General features: G+C 67.4%; 11 protein-coding genes. 10 read left to right on the forward strand and 1 reads right to left on the reverse strand.

Annotation, left to right across the window (positions count from 1 at the left end; translation table 11 throughout):
- The first annotated feature begins 52 nt into the window (after positions 1-52).
- From C8K14_RS15520 to folE, 3 genes are all read left to right on the forward strand, one after another.
- On the forward strand, positions 53-382 hold the full coding sequence (locus tag C8K14_RS15520) for a septum formation initiator family protein (protein WP_043608143.1): 330 nt from the start codon (positions 53-55) through the stop codon (positions 380-382).
- A 79-nt stretch (positions 383-461) separates the two neighbouring features.
- Positions 462-2,042, forward strand: a complete 1,581-nt coding sequence (locus C8K14_RS15525) for a phospholipase D-like domain-containing protein (RefSeq protein WP_107717362.1) — start codon at positions 462-464, stop codon at positions 2,040-2,042.
- A 41-nt stretch (positions 2,043-2,083) separates the two neighbouring features.
- On the forward strand, positions 2,084-2,710 hold the full coding sequence (folE, locus tag C8K14_RS15530) for a GTP cyclohydrolase I FolE (protein WP_107717364.1): 627 nt from the start codon (positions 2,084-2,086) through the stop codon (positions 2,708-2,710).
- A gap of 55 nt (positions 2,711-2,765) precedes the next feature.
- On the opposite strand, the gene C8K14_RS15535 is transcribed toward folE, so the two are convergent.
- Positions 2,766-3,245, reverse strand: a complete 480-nt coding sequence (locus C8K14_RS15535; protein ID WP_054131002.1) for a peroxiredoxin — start codon at positions 3,243-3,245, stop codon at positions 2,766-2,768.
- Positions 3,246-3,547: 302 nt separating this feature from the next.
- Between C8K14_RS15535 and ahcY the strand changes: the two genes are divergently transcribed.
- From ahcY to addA, 7 genes are all read left to right on the forward strand, one after another.
- Positions 3,548-4,954, forward strand: coding sequence for an adenosylhomocysteinase (gene ahcY, locus C8K14_RS15540; protein WP_022675552.1), 1,407 nt, complete (start codon positions 3,548-3,550; stop codon positions 4,952-4,954).
- A 159-nt stretch (positions 4,955-5,113) separates the two neighbouring features.
- Entirely contained in the window at positions 5,114-7,471 is a 2,358-nt protein-coding gene (locus C8K14_RS15545) for a PAS domain-containing sensor histidine kinase (RefSeq protein ID WP_107717366.1), read from the forward strand.
- A gap of 124 nt (positions 7,472-7,595) precedes the next feature.
- The gene (gene tsaE, locus C8K14_RS15550; RefSeq protein WP_054131004.1) at positions 7,596-8,042 is read left to right on the forward strand and encodes a tRNA (adenosine(37)-N6)-threonylcarbamoyltransferase complex ATPase subunit type 1 TsaE; all 447 of its coding nucleotides are present in this window, start codon (positions 7,596-7,598) and stop codon (positions 8,040-8,042) included.
- Positions 8,039-9,031: an aminoglycoside phosphotransferase family protein gene (locus tag C8K14_RS15555; RefSeq protein ID WP_107717368.1), complete on the forward strand. Its 993-nt coding sequence runs from the start codon at positions 8,039-8,041 to the stop codon at positions 9,029-9,031. The genes tsaE and C8K14_RS15555 overlap by 4 nt, the downstream gene beginning before the upstream one ends.
- The gene (locus C8K14_RS15560; RefSeq protein ID WP_022674763.1) at positions 9,028-9,762 is read left to right on the forward strand and encodes a nucleotidyltransferase family protein; all 735 of its coding nucleotides are present in this window, start codon (positions 9,028-9,030) and stop codon (positions 9,760-9,762) included. Before C8K14_RS15555 ends, C8K14_RS15560 begins: the two co-directional genes overlap by 4 nt.
- The gene (addB, locus tag C8K14_RS15565; RefSeq protein ID WP_107717370.1) at positions 9,762-12,773 is read left to right on the forward strand and encodes a double-strand break repair protein AddB; all 3,012 of its coding nucleotides are present in this window, start codon (positions 9,762-9,764) and stop codon (positions 12,771-12,773) included. The genes C8K14_RS15560 and addB overlap by 1 nt, the downstream gene beginning before the upstream one ends.
- On the forward strand, positions 12,740-16,225 hold the full coding sequence (gene addA, locus C8K14_RS15570; protein ID WP_107717372.1) for a double-strand break repair helicase AddA: 3,486 nt from the start codon (positions 12,740-12,742) through the stop codon (positions 16,223-16,225). The genes addB and addA overlap by 34 nt, the downstream gene beginning before the upstream one ends.
- Positions 16,226-16,281 lie beyond the last annotated feature (56 nt).

The raw sequence follows: 16,281 nt of genomic DNA on the forward strand, positions 1-16,281 counted from the left end.
TCCGTCGCGATGCGCTTGCATTGACTGGCCAAATGTGATTCTTCTTGACGCTATGAAGCGGCGTCGCCCCAACCTCAAACTGCCTCGCAACAGCGTGACCGAGTCGCTGGCGCTGATCGCGTTGCTGCTGATCGGCGCCTGGGCCGTCGCGGGGCCGAGCGGGCTCTTGGCGTGGAGCGAAAATGCCCACACGCTGGAGCAGCGGCAAAAGGAAGTGGCGCAGCTTTCGGCAGAGCGTGATCGCCTGCAAAACCGGGTCAATCTGCTTGATCCCAAGCATGCCGATCCTGATCTGGTGGGCGAACTGCTGCGCGCCGATCTCAACGTGGCCCATCCCGATGAACTGGTTATCCCCCGGCAGGAAGCCGTGACGAACCAATAACTTCGTGCTGCTCAAACGGGGCACGCGCGATCGTTTGGAATAGGGTGGAACCTCTGCGCCGTCCCGGCGTTGCGCGGGTATGAATGCACCAGAGGGGCCACGCGATCCCGCGTCCGGCGTTGCGCCGTCCGATTCCGCCGTTCATCTCGGTAGCGAGGAAGGGATAGAAGAAGGCGTGTGGCGCTATGCCCGCGCAACGCGTGCCCATGCCGTGGTCGATGCGGCAGATTACTTTGCCCTGATGCGTGATGCCATGCTGGCCGCGCGCCAGCGCATCCACCTGATCGGTTGGGATTTCGACACGCGGATCCTGATCGGGGACGGGCGGCGGTGGTGGAACCTGCCGCGCAAGCGCGTCGCGCCGGCGCGGCTGGGGGCTTTCGTGGTATGGCTGGCTAACCGCCGGCGTGGGCTGGAAGTTCTGGTACTGAAATGGAATTTCGGCGCGCTCAAGGCGCTCATGCGCGGGTCGATGGTGGTCGACCTGTTTCGCTGGTGGCGCCATCCACGCATCGGCTACAAGCTGGACGCGGCCCATCCGATCGGCTGCAGCCATCACCAGAAGATCGCAGTGATTGACGATTGCTTTGCCGTGTGTGGCGGGATCGACATGGCGGGAGACCGCTGGGACACGCGCGACCATATCGATGAAGATCCCAGGCGGCGGCGGCCCGGTGGCCAGCCCTATGGCCCATGGCACGATTGCACGATGCTGCTGGAAGGGCCGGTGGCGGCGGCGCTGGGCGAATTTGGCCGCACCCGCTGGCACCAGGCCGGTGGGCGCCATCTCGAGCCCTGCCGCCCCCAGGTGGAAAGCGCCTGGCCCAATGGCATCGTCGCGCAGTTCACCGATGTGGAAGTGGGCATTGCCCGCACGCGCTCACCCTATGCCAATATTGCCGAAGTGCGCGAAATCGAGGCGCTGTTCTGCCGCCAGATTGCCGCCGCAAAGCACTTCATCTATGCCGAAAACCAGTATTTCGCCTCGCGCCGCGTGGCCGAGGCGCTGGCCGCGCGGCTCGATGCGCCCGACGCGCCCGAAGTCGTGCTGGTGATGCCGCAAGAGTCGGACGGATGGTTGGAGCAGGCGGCGATGGACCTGGCCCGCATCCAGTTGTTCGAAGCGGTGAAATGCCACGATCCGCATGGGCGCTTTTCGATCTGGCATCCGTTCACCAAAGGGGGAACGCCGATCTATGTCCATGCCAAGCTGATGATCGTGGACGATCAGGTGCTGCGCATCGGCTCTGCCAACATGAACAACCGCTCGATGGGGTTGGACAGCGAATGCGACGTGTTCATCGATGCGGGCCGGCCGGGTAACGACCACGCCATGCCGGCAATCCGCGCCTTGCGCCATTCGCTGTTGGCAGAGCATTGCGGACTGGCCGAAGAGCAGGTAGCGGCGGCCTTGGCCGATGGCGGCAGCATGGCTGCGCTGGCGGCTGAGTCGGCCAAGGCGGGCGGGCGGCATCTGCGGCCGTTCGTGCCCCGGCCACTGACCGAGGCCGAACAGGCCCTGGCCGATTCCGAAGCGCTCGACCCCGAGCGCCCCGAGGAAATGCTGGCCTTCTACCAACGCGGGCGCCTGTGGCGTGGCGGGCTGGGCAGGAAGCTGGCAAAGTTGCGGCGCCGGCGCGGCAACGCGACACAGGATTGACGCACGGGCCGCGTTGTCCGGGCATTGAGGACGGGACCAGTATGACGAATTTGCCGGGCTGCGGCCATGATCATGGCGATGACGAAGATACCGCGCGCGGCAAGGTGCCGGTGCCGCTCCATGTGCAGCAGGCGATCCGCACCCTGATCGAATGGGCCGGTGACGATCCAGCGCGCGAAGGCCTGATCGATACGCCCAAGCGCGTGGCGCGGGCGTGGCTGGAATATTGCCAGGGCTATGCCGAAGATCCGGCGGTGCACCTCACGCGCACGTTTGCCGAGGTGGGCGGCTATGACGAGATCGTCGTGCTCAAGGACATTCCGTTCCAATCACATTGCGAACACCACATGGCGCCGATCACCGGCAAGGCATCGATCGCCTATCTGCCGCAAAACCGCGTGGTGGGAATTTCCAAGCTGGCGCGCGTGTTGCACGGCTATGCCCAACGGCTGCAGATCCAGGAACGGCTGACCGCCGAAGTCGCGCAATGCATCTGGGATCACCTCCACCCACAAGGCGTGGCCGTGGTGATCGAGGCGCAGCATGGCTGCATGACCGGGCGCGGCGTGCGCACGCCGGGCGTGGGCATGGTGACGAGCCGGCTGCTGGGCTGCTTCCTGGCGGATTCGCGCAGCCGCAAGGAAGTGATGAGCTTGATGGGCTATTGATCGCCGGCAGCGCCGGCTGCCCCATCGCGGAGGCAGCCGGCGCGCCGGTATCAGCTCACAGCTTTTCGAGCACGTATTCCGCCGCACTGACCTTGAAGTCGCCCGGCGCTTCGACGTGGAGCTGTTCGACCACGCCATCGTTGATCACGGCGGCAAAGCGTTGGCCGCGCAGGCCCAGGCCAAACCCGGTGCCATCCATCGTCAGGCCCAGCGCCTTGGCGAAATCGCCATTGCCATCGGCCAGCATCGTCACCTCGGGCGAGCCGCTGGCTTCGCCCCAGGCCTTCATCACGAACGGATCGTTGACCGCGGTGCAGGCGATTTCATCGATGCCCTTGGCCTTGAGTTCGGCGGCTTTGTCGACATAGCCCGGCAGGTGGCGGGCCGAGCAGGTGGGGGTGAAAGCGCCCGGCACCGAAAACAGGGCGACGCGCTTGCCCTTGAAGTATTCAGCCGACTGCACGGCTTCGGGGCCGTCCTTCGTGGCCTTGACCAGCTTCACATCGGGCAGGGTTTCGCCAACGGTGATCGTCATCCCCAAATTCCTTTCATTGTCATCCGCCACGAGGGAGTGGCGGCCGGTTGGGGATATAGGCGCAGGGCAGGGGCGTGCAACCGCCGCGCGCGGCAGGGCGTGGGGAAATTCGCGTTGCCGCGTGGCGGCAGGTGGTAGCGGCCCGGCGGCTGCTGTGCCGGCATCGGTAGGAATGCCGATATAAAGACTTCTTTATATTAACGTTGCCCTGTGCAGGCGGACCCGCTAAGAGCAGCCCATCAGCGGCCTGCCCCTGGCGGGTCTTTTTTGCGTTCAGACGCCCTTTTGTACGGAGATGCCTCGTGGCCAGCGCGCTCGAAGCGAACAAGGACTATGTCATCGCCGATCTCGGCCTGGCCGATTTCGGCCGCGCGGAAATCGCCATTGCCGAAACCGAAATGCCCGGCCTCATGGCGCTGCGCCAGGAATTCGGCGCGTCGCAGCCCTTGAAGGGCGCGCGCATCACCGGCTCGCTGCACATGACGATCCAGACCGCCGTGCTGATCGAGACGCTGGTTGCCCTGGGCGCCGACGTGCGCTGGGCCACCTGCAACATCTATTCCACGCAGGACCATGCCGCCGCCGCGATCGCCGCAGCGGGCATTCCGGTGTTCGCCGTGAAGGGCGAAAGCCTGGCGGATTACTGGGACTATGTCGGCCGCATCTTCGACTGGGGCGATGACACTGCCAACCTGATCCTGGACGATGGCGGCGACGCCACCATGTTCGCGCTGTGGGGCGCGCGCGTGGAAGCGGGCGAAACCCTGTTCGAGCCCAGCAACGCCGAAGAAATCGAATTCTGCCGCGCGCTCAAGGCGTTCCTCAAGGCCAAGCCCGGCTACCTGACCGAGAGCGTCAAGGCCATCAAGGGCGTTTCGGAAGAAACCACCACCGGCGTTCACCGCCTTTACCAGATCGCTAAGGACGGCAAGCTGCCGTTCCCGGCGATCAACGTGAACGATTCGGTGACCAAGTCGAAGTTCGACAACCTCTATGGCTGCAAGGAATCGCTGGTTGACGCGATCCGCCGCGCCACTGACGTGATGCTGGCCGGCAAGGTTGCGTGCGTGGCCGGCTTTGGCGACGTGGGCAAGGGTTCGGCCGCTTCGCTGCGCAATGGCGGCGCCCGCGTGATGGTCACCGAAGTCGATCCGATCTGCGCGCTGCAGGCGGCGATGGAAGGCTATGAAGTGGTGACGATGGAAGAAGCCGTCACCCGCGCCGACATCTTCGTGACCGCCACCGGCAACGAAGACGTGATCACCGCCGAGCACATGAAGGCGATGAAGCCGATGAGCATCGTGTGCAACATCGGCCACTTCGACAGCGAAATCCAGATTTCGGCCCTGTCGAACTACAAGTGGACCGAAGTGAAGCCCGGCACCGACCTGGTCGAATTCCCGGACGGCAAGCAGATCATCATCCTCGCCAAGGGCCGCCTGGTGAACCTGGGCTGCGCCACCGGCCACCCCAGCTTCGTGATGAGCGCCAGCTTCACCAACCAGACGCTGGCCCAGATCGAACTGTTCACCAAGGCCGATCAGTACAAGAATGACGTCTATGTGCTGCCCAAGCACCTGGATGAAAAGGTCGCCGCGCTGCACCTCGAAAAGCTGGGCGTGAAGCTGACCAAGCTGAGCGACAAGCAGGCTAGCTATATCGGCGTGACCCCGCAGGGGCCGTTCAAGCCGGATCACTATCGCTATTGATCCCGGATACATGACCGGCTGCGTGTCGGGCATGGCTGCAAGCGCCCTGCATCCCTTGGGATGTGGGGCCTTTTGCTGCGCGGATACTTGCGCGGGATCGGGCGAATTTCGCGCCGGTTGCGGTTGTATTTCGCCCGCGTGCAGCCTAGCCAAGGGGTGATGCTGTCTCATTCGCCTGCCGCTGTTGCCGTGACCGTTGCCGTGGCGCTGCTGCTGGCAAGCTGGACGCTGGCGGCGGGATGGGCCGTGCTGGCCGCAAGGGCGCGCATGCGCCGCGCCGAACATGCCGAGCGGCTGGCCCGCAAGCTGACCCGCATGGTCGATGAAGCGCCGGCCCTGCCGCTGCTGGTGCGCGCCGACGGGCGGATCGAGGGCGCCTCGCGCCTGGCCGGGTGGATGGGCCTGGATGCCATGCCGGGCTATCTGACCGAACTGGACGGTGGCGAAGGGCGCGGGCTCGACGCCGAAAGCCTGGCGGCGCTGGCCGATGCGGTGCGCCACACGCAAAAGACCGGGGCGCCGCTTGCGCTGTCGCTGGTCCCGCGCGGCGGGGTAACTGCCCTGGCGGTGCGCGGCAGCCTGGCCGATCCGCAGATCGCGCCGGGCGATGCGGCCTTGCTGTGGTTTTTCGACGCGACCGACAGCGTGGCAGAAATCCGCGCCCTGCGTGCCGAGGCAGAGCAGGCCCATGCCGACTTTTCCGGGCTGGCCGGCCTGATTGAAGCCGCGCCCCTGCCGATGTGGTTTCGCGATGCGGCAATGCGCCTGCGGCTGGTCAACACCGCCTATGTGCGCGCGGTGGGCGCGGTGAGCGCGGCATCGGTGGTGGAGAACGGCATCGAACTGGTCGAGCCGGTCGACGGCCTGAGCGCGGCGCACATTGCTGCCGATGTCTTTGCCCAGCGCCGCCCGGCCGAGCGGGTGGTTTCTGCAACCATCAACGGCCAGCGCCGCACCATGCGCGTCAGCGACCTGCCGATCGCTGGCGAAGGCGTGGCCGGCTATGCCGTCGATATCGAGCAGATGGAGGAATTGACCCGACAATTCCGCCGCTTCCGCGATGCCCAGCGGCAGATGCTCGATACGCTATCGGCCGCGATCGCGCAGTTCGACGCTGGCCGCAACCTGGTCTTTGCCAACCAGCCGTTCCTGCGCATCTTTGGCATCAGCCCGAGTTGGGTCAACGATACGCCGCCGTTCGATCGCGTGCTCGATCGCCTGCGCGATGGCGGCAAGCTGCCCGAAGTGCGCGATTTTCCGCAATGGCGGCGCGAGCGCCAGGCCTGGTTCCTGGCGCGTGAGCCGCGCGAGGAGCCCTGGCACCTGCATGATGGCACGCATCTGCGCGTGGTGGGCCAGCCGATGCCCGATGGCGGCCTGCTGCTGATCTTTGAAGACCAGACCGAGCAGTTGCAGCTTTCCGCCACGCGCGACACGCTGTTGCGCACCCGCACCGCCACGTTCGACAATCTGTTTGAATCGCTCGCCGTGTTTGGGCCAGACAGCCGCCTGCAGCTGTGGAACCGGCGCTTTATCCAGGATTGGCGACTGGACGAGGAATTCCTCGGCAGCCATCCGCGCGCCGATCTGCTGCTCACGCGGCTGGCTGGCCTGCTCAAGCGCCCGGCGCAAGTGGGCATGATCGGCCAAGTGATCCAGGCCGCCACGCTGGAACGCAAGCAGACCAGCGGCCGGCTGTCACTGGCCGATGGGCGCCATCTGGAATTTGCCGGGGTGCCGCTGCCCGATGGCAATGGCCTGCTGACGGTGCTCGACATCACGGATTCGCAAAAGGCCGAGGCCGCGCTGCGCGAACGCAATGCCGCGTTGACCGAGGCGGACGCGGTGAAGACGCGCTTCATCGCCAACATGAGCTATGAATTCCGCAATCCCCTGAACTCCATCGGCGGCTTTGCTGAAATGCTGCAAAGCGGGCTGGCCGGGGAATTGACGCCGCAGGCGCGCGATTATGTCGCGGCGATCCTCTCGTCGGTGGAGCGGCTGGGCGAGCAGATCGAGAACGTGCTCGACCTGTCGCAGAGCGAGGCAGGCATGCTGCCCTTGGCGCGCGATGCGGTGGATGTGTTCCCCTTGCTGGCCGATGTGGTGCGCGAGCGCGCCGAGCGGATCAACGCGGCCGGCTTGGCGCTCGATCTGCGCGGCAGCCAGGCCGTGGGCAAGGTAACCGGTGACGCGCGCCGCTTGCGCCGTGTGTTTGGCCAATTGATCGACAATGCCATTGCTGCAACCCCGGCGGGCGGGCGCATCCTGGTGGAATGCACGCGCGGCGCGCGCGATCTGCGCGTGGTGATTTCCGACAATGGCCGCGGCATGGATGCAGCGGCGCTGGCCCGCGCGATGGAGGGCTTGAAGCTCGCCGCCGACGGCCGCACGGCCGAGCGGCGCCAGGGGCTGGGCCTGCCGCTGGTGCGCCAGTTGATCGATGCGCATGGCGGCCGCTTCGAACTGGTTTCCGAACCGGGCGAGGGCACCAGCGCCATCGTGACGCTGCCGTGACTGCAGGCGTCGTGATGGGGCAGGGATCAAGTCCGGGGCGACGGGAATATGATAGACATACTTCCCTCGTTACCGTCACCCCGGACTTGATCCGGGGTCCCGCTTCTCTCTAGCGCGACGCCCTATGACCACGATCCCGCTTCCCGATATCGCCGCCACCCAGGCCCTCGCCACCCGCATCGCGGCAAAACTGCGCCCCGGAGACGTGCTGGCGCTGGAAGGCACGCTGGGCGTGGGCAAGACCACGCTGGCGCGTGAGCTGCTGCGCGCGCTGGGCTATGCCGGCGATGTGCCGTCGCCCAGCTTTACCATCATCGAAACCTATGATCCGCCGCAGGTGCACCTGCCAGTGGTCCATGCCGATTTCTATCGCCTGGAACACCCGGCAGAGGCCGAGGAGATCGGGCTTGATGACTATCGCCATGGGGCGGTGCTGATCGCCGAATGGCCTGATCATGCCGGCGGTTTCGGGCACGAGCCCGATTGCCTCACGCTGCGTCTGGAAATCGCGGAAAACGGGCGGCAGGCCATTGTCTTGGCCGGCAAGGGGTGGTTAGAGCGGCTGCCATGACCAGCACTCTTCCTGCCGGAATCGATGCTTTCCTCGCCCGCGCGGGCTGGACGGGCGCAAGAATCGAACCCTTGCCGGGCGACGCCTCTTTCCGCCGCTATTTCCGCGTGCGCCGGGGCGAGCAGAGCGCGATGCTGATGCATGCGCCGCCGCCGCAGGAAGACCCGCAGCCGTTCCTGCGCGCCGCGCGCTGGCTTGATGGCAATGGCCTGCGTGCGCCGGAAATCCTGGCCGAGGAAGCCGCCCAAGGCTGGGTCTTGCTCGAAGACTTTGGCGACACGCGCATGCGCGAATATGTCGATGCCTGGCCACAGGACGAAGATACCGTCTATCGCGCCGCGATCGATACGCTGGTGCAACTGGCGCAACTGCCGGCCGGGCCGTTCACCGCCTATGGCATGGCCGAATACATGCGCGAGGTGCGCCTGTTCATCGAATGGTTCTGCCCGGCGCGGGCGATCTATGTCGATGTGGCAGGGTTCCAGGCGGCGTGGGAACAGGTGCTGGCCCCGTTGCTGCCAGCGCAGCGCCCGGGCGTGACCGTGCTGCGCGATTATCACGCCGAGAATATCATGCTGCTGGGCGGGCTGGATCAGCAAGGCCTGCTCGATTTCCAGGATGCGCTGGCCGGGCATCCGGCCTATGATCTGGTATCGCTGCTGCAGGATGCGCGGCGCACCGTTTCGCCCGAGCTTGAGGCGCGCATGCTGGACTATTACCTGGCCAAGGCGCAGCCACAGGGTGATTTCCTGGCCGACTATGCCTGCCTGGGGGCGCAGCGCAACACCAAGATCGTGGGCATTTTCGTGCGGTTGTGGAAGCGCGATGGCAAGCCGCGCTATCTCGATTACATTCCCCGCGTCTGGGCCATGCTGGAACGCGACCTGGCCCATCCCGCGCTGGCCCCGGTGGCGGCGTGGTTTGACGCCAATATCCCGGCAGAACTGCGCGATCCGGCCGGGCGCCTGGGTGGGAGCTTTGCCGAATGAGCCGCGATCCGCGCAAGCCGCTGGTGTCTGACACCGCGATGGTGTTGGCCGCCGGCATCGGCAAGCGGATGCGGCCGCTGACCGTCACGCGGCCCAAGCCGCTGGTGCGCGTGGCCGGCAAGCCGCTGATCGACCATGCGCTCGACAAGCTGGCCGAAGCCGGCGTGACCCGCGCCGTGGTCAATGTGCACTACCTGGCCGACCAGCTCGAAGCCCATGTCTTGGCGCGTGACGTGCCCAAGGTCATGGTGTCTGACGAGCGCGAGACGCTGCTGGAAACCGGCGGCGGGCTGGTCAAGGCGCTGCCGCTGATCGACCGTGACACATTCTTCTGTCTCAACAGCGACAACATCTGGCTCGATGGGCCGCGCAATGCCTTTGCTGCGCTCGGCGATTTCTGGGACGAGGAGCGGATGGACGCGCTGCTGCTGCTGGTCAGCCATGCCCAGGCGTTCAACTATACCGGGATGGGTGATTTCCATATCGACCAGATGGGCCTGGTTTCGCGGCGCAAGCCGGGAAGGGTGGCGCCCTATATCTTTACCGGCATCCAGATCGTGTCGCGCCGCCTGTTGCGCGATGCGCCGCAGGGCAGCTTTTCCACCGGGCGCCTGTGGGACCGGGCTATTGCCGAAGGGCGCCTCTATGGCCTACCGCACACCGGGCTGTGGTATGAAGTGGGCGCGCCGGAAATGATCGCCCCCACCCAAGCCGCGCTGACGCAATACTGATGGCGGGCGCCGCCCGGCCCAGCGTCTATACCATTGCCGCGCACCGGGGGTTTGCCGATGCGCTGGTCGCCGGGCTGATCCCGCGCTATCGCGAAGACACGTTTGGCCTGGCCCGGCTGACGCTGCTGTTGCCCAGCCAGCGCGCCGTGCGCAACCTGACCGAGGCCTTCATTCGCGCGTCTGGCGGCGGGCTGTTGCTGCCACGCATGGCGGTGGTGGGCGATCTCGATCTCGACGAGACGCTCGGCGCGCTGCTCGATCCCCTTGGCGGCGGAACCGTGGCACCACCGGCCTGCGATCCGGTGGTGCGCCTGCTGCGCCTGGCGGAGATCCTGCGCGAGGAACTGGCCGCGCTGGGCATCGTGCGGGGCGAGGCAGGCTTGCTGCGCCAGGCGCGGAGCCTCGCCCAGTCGCTCGATCGGCTGGCCGCCGAAGAGGTCAAGCCCGAACAACTGCTGACGATCGACATGCTGCCCGAACTGGCCGAGCACTGGCAGGACAGCCTGCGCCTGTTCGCGCGGGTGCAGGTGCGCTGGCAGTTCGAACTGGATGCGCGCGGGCAGGTGGACGCGCCGGTGCGGCGCAACCTGCTGCTGACCCATGCGGCGCAGGCGTGGCGCGCTGATCCGCCGCCCCATGCGGTGATCGCCGCTGGCGTCACCTCTGCCGCGCCGGCGATTGCCCGCCTGCTGCGCTCCGTGGCCGATCTGCCGCAGGGCGCGGTGGTGCTGCCCGATCTTGACTTGGCCTTGGAGCCAGAGGTGTGGGACGCGCTGGGCCAGGCTGGCGCCAGCGAGGAGCCGGGCGGGCCGCCGTTTGGCCGCGGCGACCAGGTCACCCATCCGCAATACCACCTGAAACTGCTGCTGCATCGCATGGGCCTGTCGCGCGACGATGTGCGCAACTGGCACCGCGCGGGCATTGCCGCGGCCCCGCCGGCGCGCAGCCGTGCCATTTCCAACCTGTTCCTGCCGCCCGAGGCGAGCACGGCGTGGGTAAAGTTGGCGGCGGCCGAACGGCGCCTGGCCGGTGTGCGCCTGATGCACAGCGCCCACCCCGAGGAAGAGGCGCAGGCCATTGCCGTGCTGGTGCGCGAGGCGCTGGCCGTGCCCGAACGGCGCGTGGCGGTGGTCACCCCCGATCGCGGCCTGGCCCAGCGGGTGATCGCGCATCTTGGCCGCTGGAACATTGCCGCCGACGATACTGCCGGCCGCCCGTTGCCGCAGACGGTGGCCGGGCGCCTGCTGCTGCAACTGGCGCAGGCCTGGGCAGAGCGCGCCGCGCCGGTGGGCTTGCTGGCGCTGCTCGGCCATCCGCTGGTCATGGCGGGCGAAGGCCGCGCCGCCTGGCTGGAGCGGGTGCGCCAGTTGGACATGGTGCTGCGCGGCCCGCGTCCCGGGCCGGGGCTGGAGCCGATCCGCGATGCCATTCGCGATCCCGATCGCAAGTGGGGCAAGCGCTTTCCCGGCCTTGCCGCGTGGTGGGATGGGGTGGAACTGCTGCTCGCGCCGCTGCTGGCCGGCCATGCCGCGCTGCCGCTGGGCGCCAGCATCGATCTCTTGGCCGAGATGGCAGAGGCGCTGTGCGGCCCGGCGCTCTGGGCCAATGCCGATGGGCGGTGCCTGGCGCAGTTTGTCGAACAGTGGCGTGATGCGGCGGCGCAGGCCGGCGGCCTGCCGGTCGATCCGGCCGAGTTACCCGCGCTGCTTCGCGATGCGATGGACGAGATTTCGGTGCGCCCGCCCTATGGCGGCCATCCGCGCCTTGCGATCTATGGCCTGCTCGAAGCGCGGATGAGCCGCGCCGACCTGGTGATCTGCGCGGGCATGACCGAAGGATCGTGGCCGGCGTCGCCCGCGCCCGATCCGCTATTGGCGCCGCCAGTGCTGCGCGCGCTGGGCATTCCCGGCGCCGATTTCCGCATCGGCCTGGCCGCGCACGATCTCGCCGCGATGCTGGGTGCGCCCGAGGTGGTGCTGAGCTTTGCCGAGCGGGACGCGGGTGGCCCAGCCATCCCGTCGCGCTTCCTGCTGCGCATCCGCGCGATGCTGGGCGAAGATGGCGTGGCGTGGGAACGCGACGCGGTCGACCTGGCACAGGCGCTCGATGCCGCGCCCCAGGCCGCCGCCTATCCGCGCCCGCGGCCCATGCCATCGCCGCAGCAACGCCGCGTCGATATTGCCGTGACCGCGCTCGATCGCCTGAGGTCAGACCCCTATCAATTCTATGCCTCGGCCATTCTCGGCCTCAGGAGCCTGGACCCGCGCGATGCCGATCCCACCCCGGCCTGGCGCGGCACGGCGGTGCACGCCATTCTGGAAGAGTGGCACCAGGCCGGCGCGCCGCCGGGTGAACTGGTGCCGCTGGCTGAGCGCAAGCTGGCGGAAATGAGCGCGCACCCGTTCATGCGCAGCCTGTGGCGCCCGCGCCTGACTGCCGCGCTCGCCTGGATCGAGGACGAGCAGGAAAGTCTGCTGGCCGATGGGCGCCGCGTGGCGGCGTTCGAGTGCTGGGGCGATACGCAGGTCAACGGCATCCGCATCTTTGGCCGGGCCGACCGCATCGACCTGCTGCCCGATGGCACCCTGGCGATCGTCGACTACAAGACTGGCACGCCGCCATCGGGGCGGATGGTGCAGGAAGGCTTTGCCCTGCAACTGGGGCTGGTCGGCCTGATCGCCCAGGCTGGCGGCTTCAAGGACAAGGACGGCCGCGTGACCGTGGAGGGCGAGCCGACCCGCTTTGAATACTGGTCGCTGGCGCGTAATCCTAATCGTGGCTTTGGGTTCATGCGTGAACCGATCTTGGAGAAAAACAAGAAATCGGGCATCCCGCGCGAGGATTTCCTGCCCGAAACCCGCCGCTTTCTGGATGAGGCGATTGCCCGGTGGATTCTGGGGAACGAGCCGTTCGTGGCCAGGCTCAATCCCGATCTGCCCAGCTATGCCGATTATGACCAGCTGATGCGGCTGGAAGAATGGCAGGGGCGCGGCGGGGGCGAGAGCGCGTGAGCAAGGTCTATCCCCTCAAGGGCAACCAGGCGCGCGCGGTGGCGCCGCATCGCACGGTGTGGCTGTCCGCCTCGGCCGGCACGGGCAAGACCCAGGTGCTTTCGGCACGCGTGCTGCGGCTGTTGCTGCAAGACGGGGTAGAGCCGGAAAATATCCTGTGCCTGACGTTTACCAAGGCGGGGGCAGCGGAAATGGCTACCCGCGTCAACGATGTCCTGGCGCGCTGGGTGCGGCTGGATGATCTGGCGCTGTTCCAGGAACTGGAGGCGATCGGCGCCGACGCGCGACCGGAAACCCTGGCGCGGGCGCGCAGCCGCTTTGCCGCCGTGCTCGATTGCCCGGGCGGCGGCCTGCGGATCGAGACGATCCACGCGTTTTCGCAGTGGCTGCTTTCGGCCTTTCCGGTGGAATCCGGCCTGCTGCCCGGCACCCGCGCGATGGAAGACCGCGATCGCGAACTACTGGTGCGCGAAGTGCTGGCGCAGATGCTGGTTGAAGCAGAGGAAGCGGGCGACGAGGGCCTGCTCGATGCGCTGGCTCACCTGGCGCTGCGCATGGACCAGGGCAGTGTCATCGGCTTTTTGCTGCGCTGTGCCAAGGCGATCGACCTGTGGCAGGAACCGGGCGCGTGGCGGCCGCCGCTGCGCCCGCGTATCAACCAGATGCTCGGCCTGGCGGCAGACGAGGATGGCAGCGGCGTGGCCGCGCTCTGCGCCGACGATGCGTTTGATGTGGCCTCGGTGCGGCGCTGCATGGCCGCCAATGTGGCTTGGGGCACCAAGACCGGCATCGATGCGGCCAACATGATGGGCGATTGGCTGGCCGCCAATCCGCAGGCGCGCCTGGCCGGGATCGACGATTTCGCCAAGCTGTTTCTGACGGCCAAGGGCGAGGCAAAATCTGTCCGCAACCTGGATAAGCACGAGCCGGCCTATGCCGATTATCAGGCGCGGGTGATCGCCGGGATTACGGCGCTGCGCGATCGCCTTGCGCTGGTCAATCTGGCGGCGCTGCTCGATCCCGCGCTCGCTGTCGGGCGGCGCTTTGCCCTGGCGTGGGAGGCGGCAAAGGCGCGCGAAGGCTTCATCGATTTCGATGATCAGATCCGCACCGCCGCCGCGCTGTTGACCGAACGCACCACCGCCGACTGGATTCGCTACAAGCTGGATCGCCGGTTTGACCACGTGCTGGTGGACGAGGCGCAGGATACCAACGAGGCGCAGTGGCGCATCGTGCTCGATGGCCTGGTGCAGGATTTCTTTTCCGGTCAGGGACAAAGCCAGCGAGACCCGCGCACCCTGTTCGTGGTGGGCGATTACAAGCAGGCGATCTTCCGTTTCCAGGGCACCAGCCCGGAAAACTTTGCCAAGGCGCGCGAGCGGGTGCGGCGCGAACTGGCTGGCCTGGCCGAGGCGATGGACGAGCCTGATCGCGCGCTGCTCTCGCTCGGCCTGGGGCAATCCTATCGCACGGCGATGCCGATCCTGGCGTTTGTCGATCGCGCGATTGCCGCCATCGGCCCTGATCGCTTTGGCCTGCCCGAAGCGCCCGAACCCCATGTCGGGGATGTGCGGCCGGGCCTGGTTCGGCTGTGGCGGCCGGTGGGCGAGGGCGCCGGCGACGAGGAAGACCTGCCCGAAGTGGGCGAGGAGGGCGGCGAAAACTGGCTCTCGCGCCCCGATCGCGATCTGGCCGACCGGTTGGCGCGGCAGGTGCGGCAATGGCTCGATACCGGATTCCCGCTGCACAAGGGCACCCCGCGAAATGCCCGTGCCGGCGACGTGATGATCCTGGTGCGCAAGCGCAAGGACTTGGCCGGGCTGATCGTGGCACGCCTGCATGCGCGCGGCGTACCGGTGGCTGGGGTGGACCGGCTGCGGCTGGGCGCGCCGCTGGCGGTGAAGGATCTGATGGCCGCGCTGCGGTTCTGCGCGCAGCCGCTCGATGATCTTAACCTCGCCAACCTGCTGGTGTCGCCGCTGATCGCGTGGAGCCAGGAAGACCTGCTCGAGCGCGGCTATCGCAAGGATGGCGTGCGGCTGTGGATGCATCTGGCGCACAGCCGCGATCCCGCGACCGTGCAGACGGTGGAGCAATTGCTCGACCTGTTGCGCCGCGCCGATTTCGAACCGCCAGCGCAACTGCTGCACTGGCTGCTGGTGGGGCCGTGGCGGGCACGCTTCAAGCTGGTGGCGCGGCTGGGGCGTGAGGCCAACGATCCGATCGACGAACTGCTCAACGCCGCAATGGCCTATGCCACGGGCCAGGTGCCCAGCCTGGTCGGTTTTGTGCAATGGTTCGACAGCGGCGATGGCGAATTGAAGCGCGAGGCGGGGCAGGCCGCCGATCTGGTGCGGGTAATGACCGTGCACGGATCAAAGGGGCTGCAGGCGCCGATCGTGATTCTGGCCGATGCCGCCGATGATCCCGATGCGGCCCTGGCGCGGGGCAGCGAGCTGGTGGAGCACGGGCCGGGCCAACGCCCGCGCAGCGTGCCGCTGCCCGCGTTGCGCAAGGAAGAAAAGGCCCCGCCGATCCGCGCCGCAGAAGAGCAGGCTGCACGGGAAGAGCGCGCGGAACATTGGCGCTTGCTCTATGTCGCGCTGACCCGTGCCGAAGAGGCTCTGTTTATCGCTGGCGCCTGGCCACCCTCGCGCAAGGAACTGCCCGCCGATAGCTGGTATGCCCAGCTTGCCCCCTTGTTCGGCGAGGACGAGGCGTGGGAGCCGGACGCCATCTGGGACGGCGCGCGCAGCATCGGCATACCCGGTCCGCCGGTGGTGGAGGCGCCGCGCACGGTCGAAAACCTGGGGCTGCCGCTGCTGCCGCCCTGGCTTACCACCCCGATCGGCCCCGAACCGCGCCCACCGCGCCCGCTGGCGCCATCGGCGCTGGGCGAGGACGAGGCACCCGATCCGCCCACGCGGCCTGGGCCTGGCGCGCTGTTGGCGGCGCGGCGCGGCACTTTGATCCACAAGCTGATCGAGCGGCTGCCTGCCGTGGCGCCGGGCGAGCGGGCGGAGGCGGCGCTGGCCTGGCTGGCGCGGCAGGGCGCGGAATTTGACGCTGATGCCCATGCCGACATGCTGCGGGCCGCGCTTGCCGTGCTCGATCATCCCGATTGGCAGGCGGTATTCGGCCCCGGATCGTTGGCTGAAGTGCCGCTGGCCGCCGTGGTGGAGGGTCGCGTGGTATCGGGCACGATCGACCGCCTGCTGATCGCGCCCGATCGCGTGCTGATCGTGGATTTCAAGACGGCGCGGCGTCCGCCCGCCAGCCTGGCGGATGTGCCGGCGGCCTATCTGCGGCAGATGGCGGCCTATGCCGCCGCGCTGGCCACGATCCATCCCGATCGCGTGGTGGAGGCGGCGCTGCTCTATACCCACGCCCCGCAACTGATCGCCATTCCCGCAGATGTCCTAGCGCGGCACCGCCCCATGGCCGCGACATAGCTTTTGCAGGGGCGCCCCCAACAAACCTTTCGCGCATCCCGGTTGCCAAGCGCGCG

The sequence above is a fragment of the Novosphingobium sp. GV079 genome, from assembly GCF_003058045.1.
GTDB classification, from domain to species: Bacteria; Pseudomonadota; Alphaproteobacteria; order Sphingomonadales; family Sphingomonadaceae; genus Novosphingobium; species Novosphingobium capsulatum.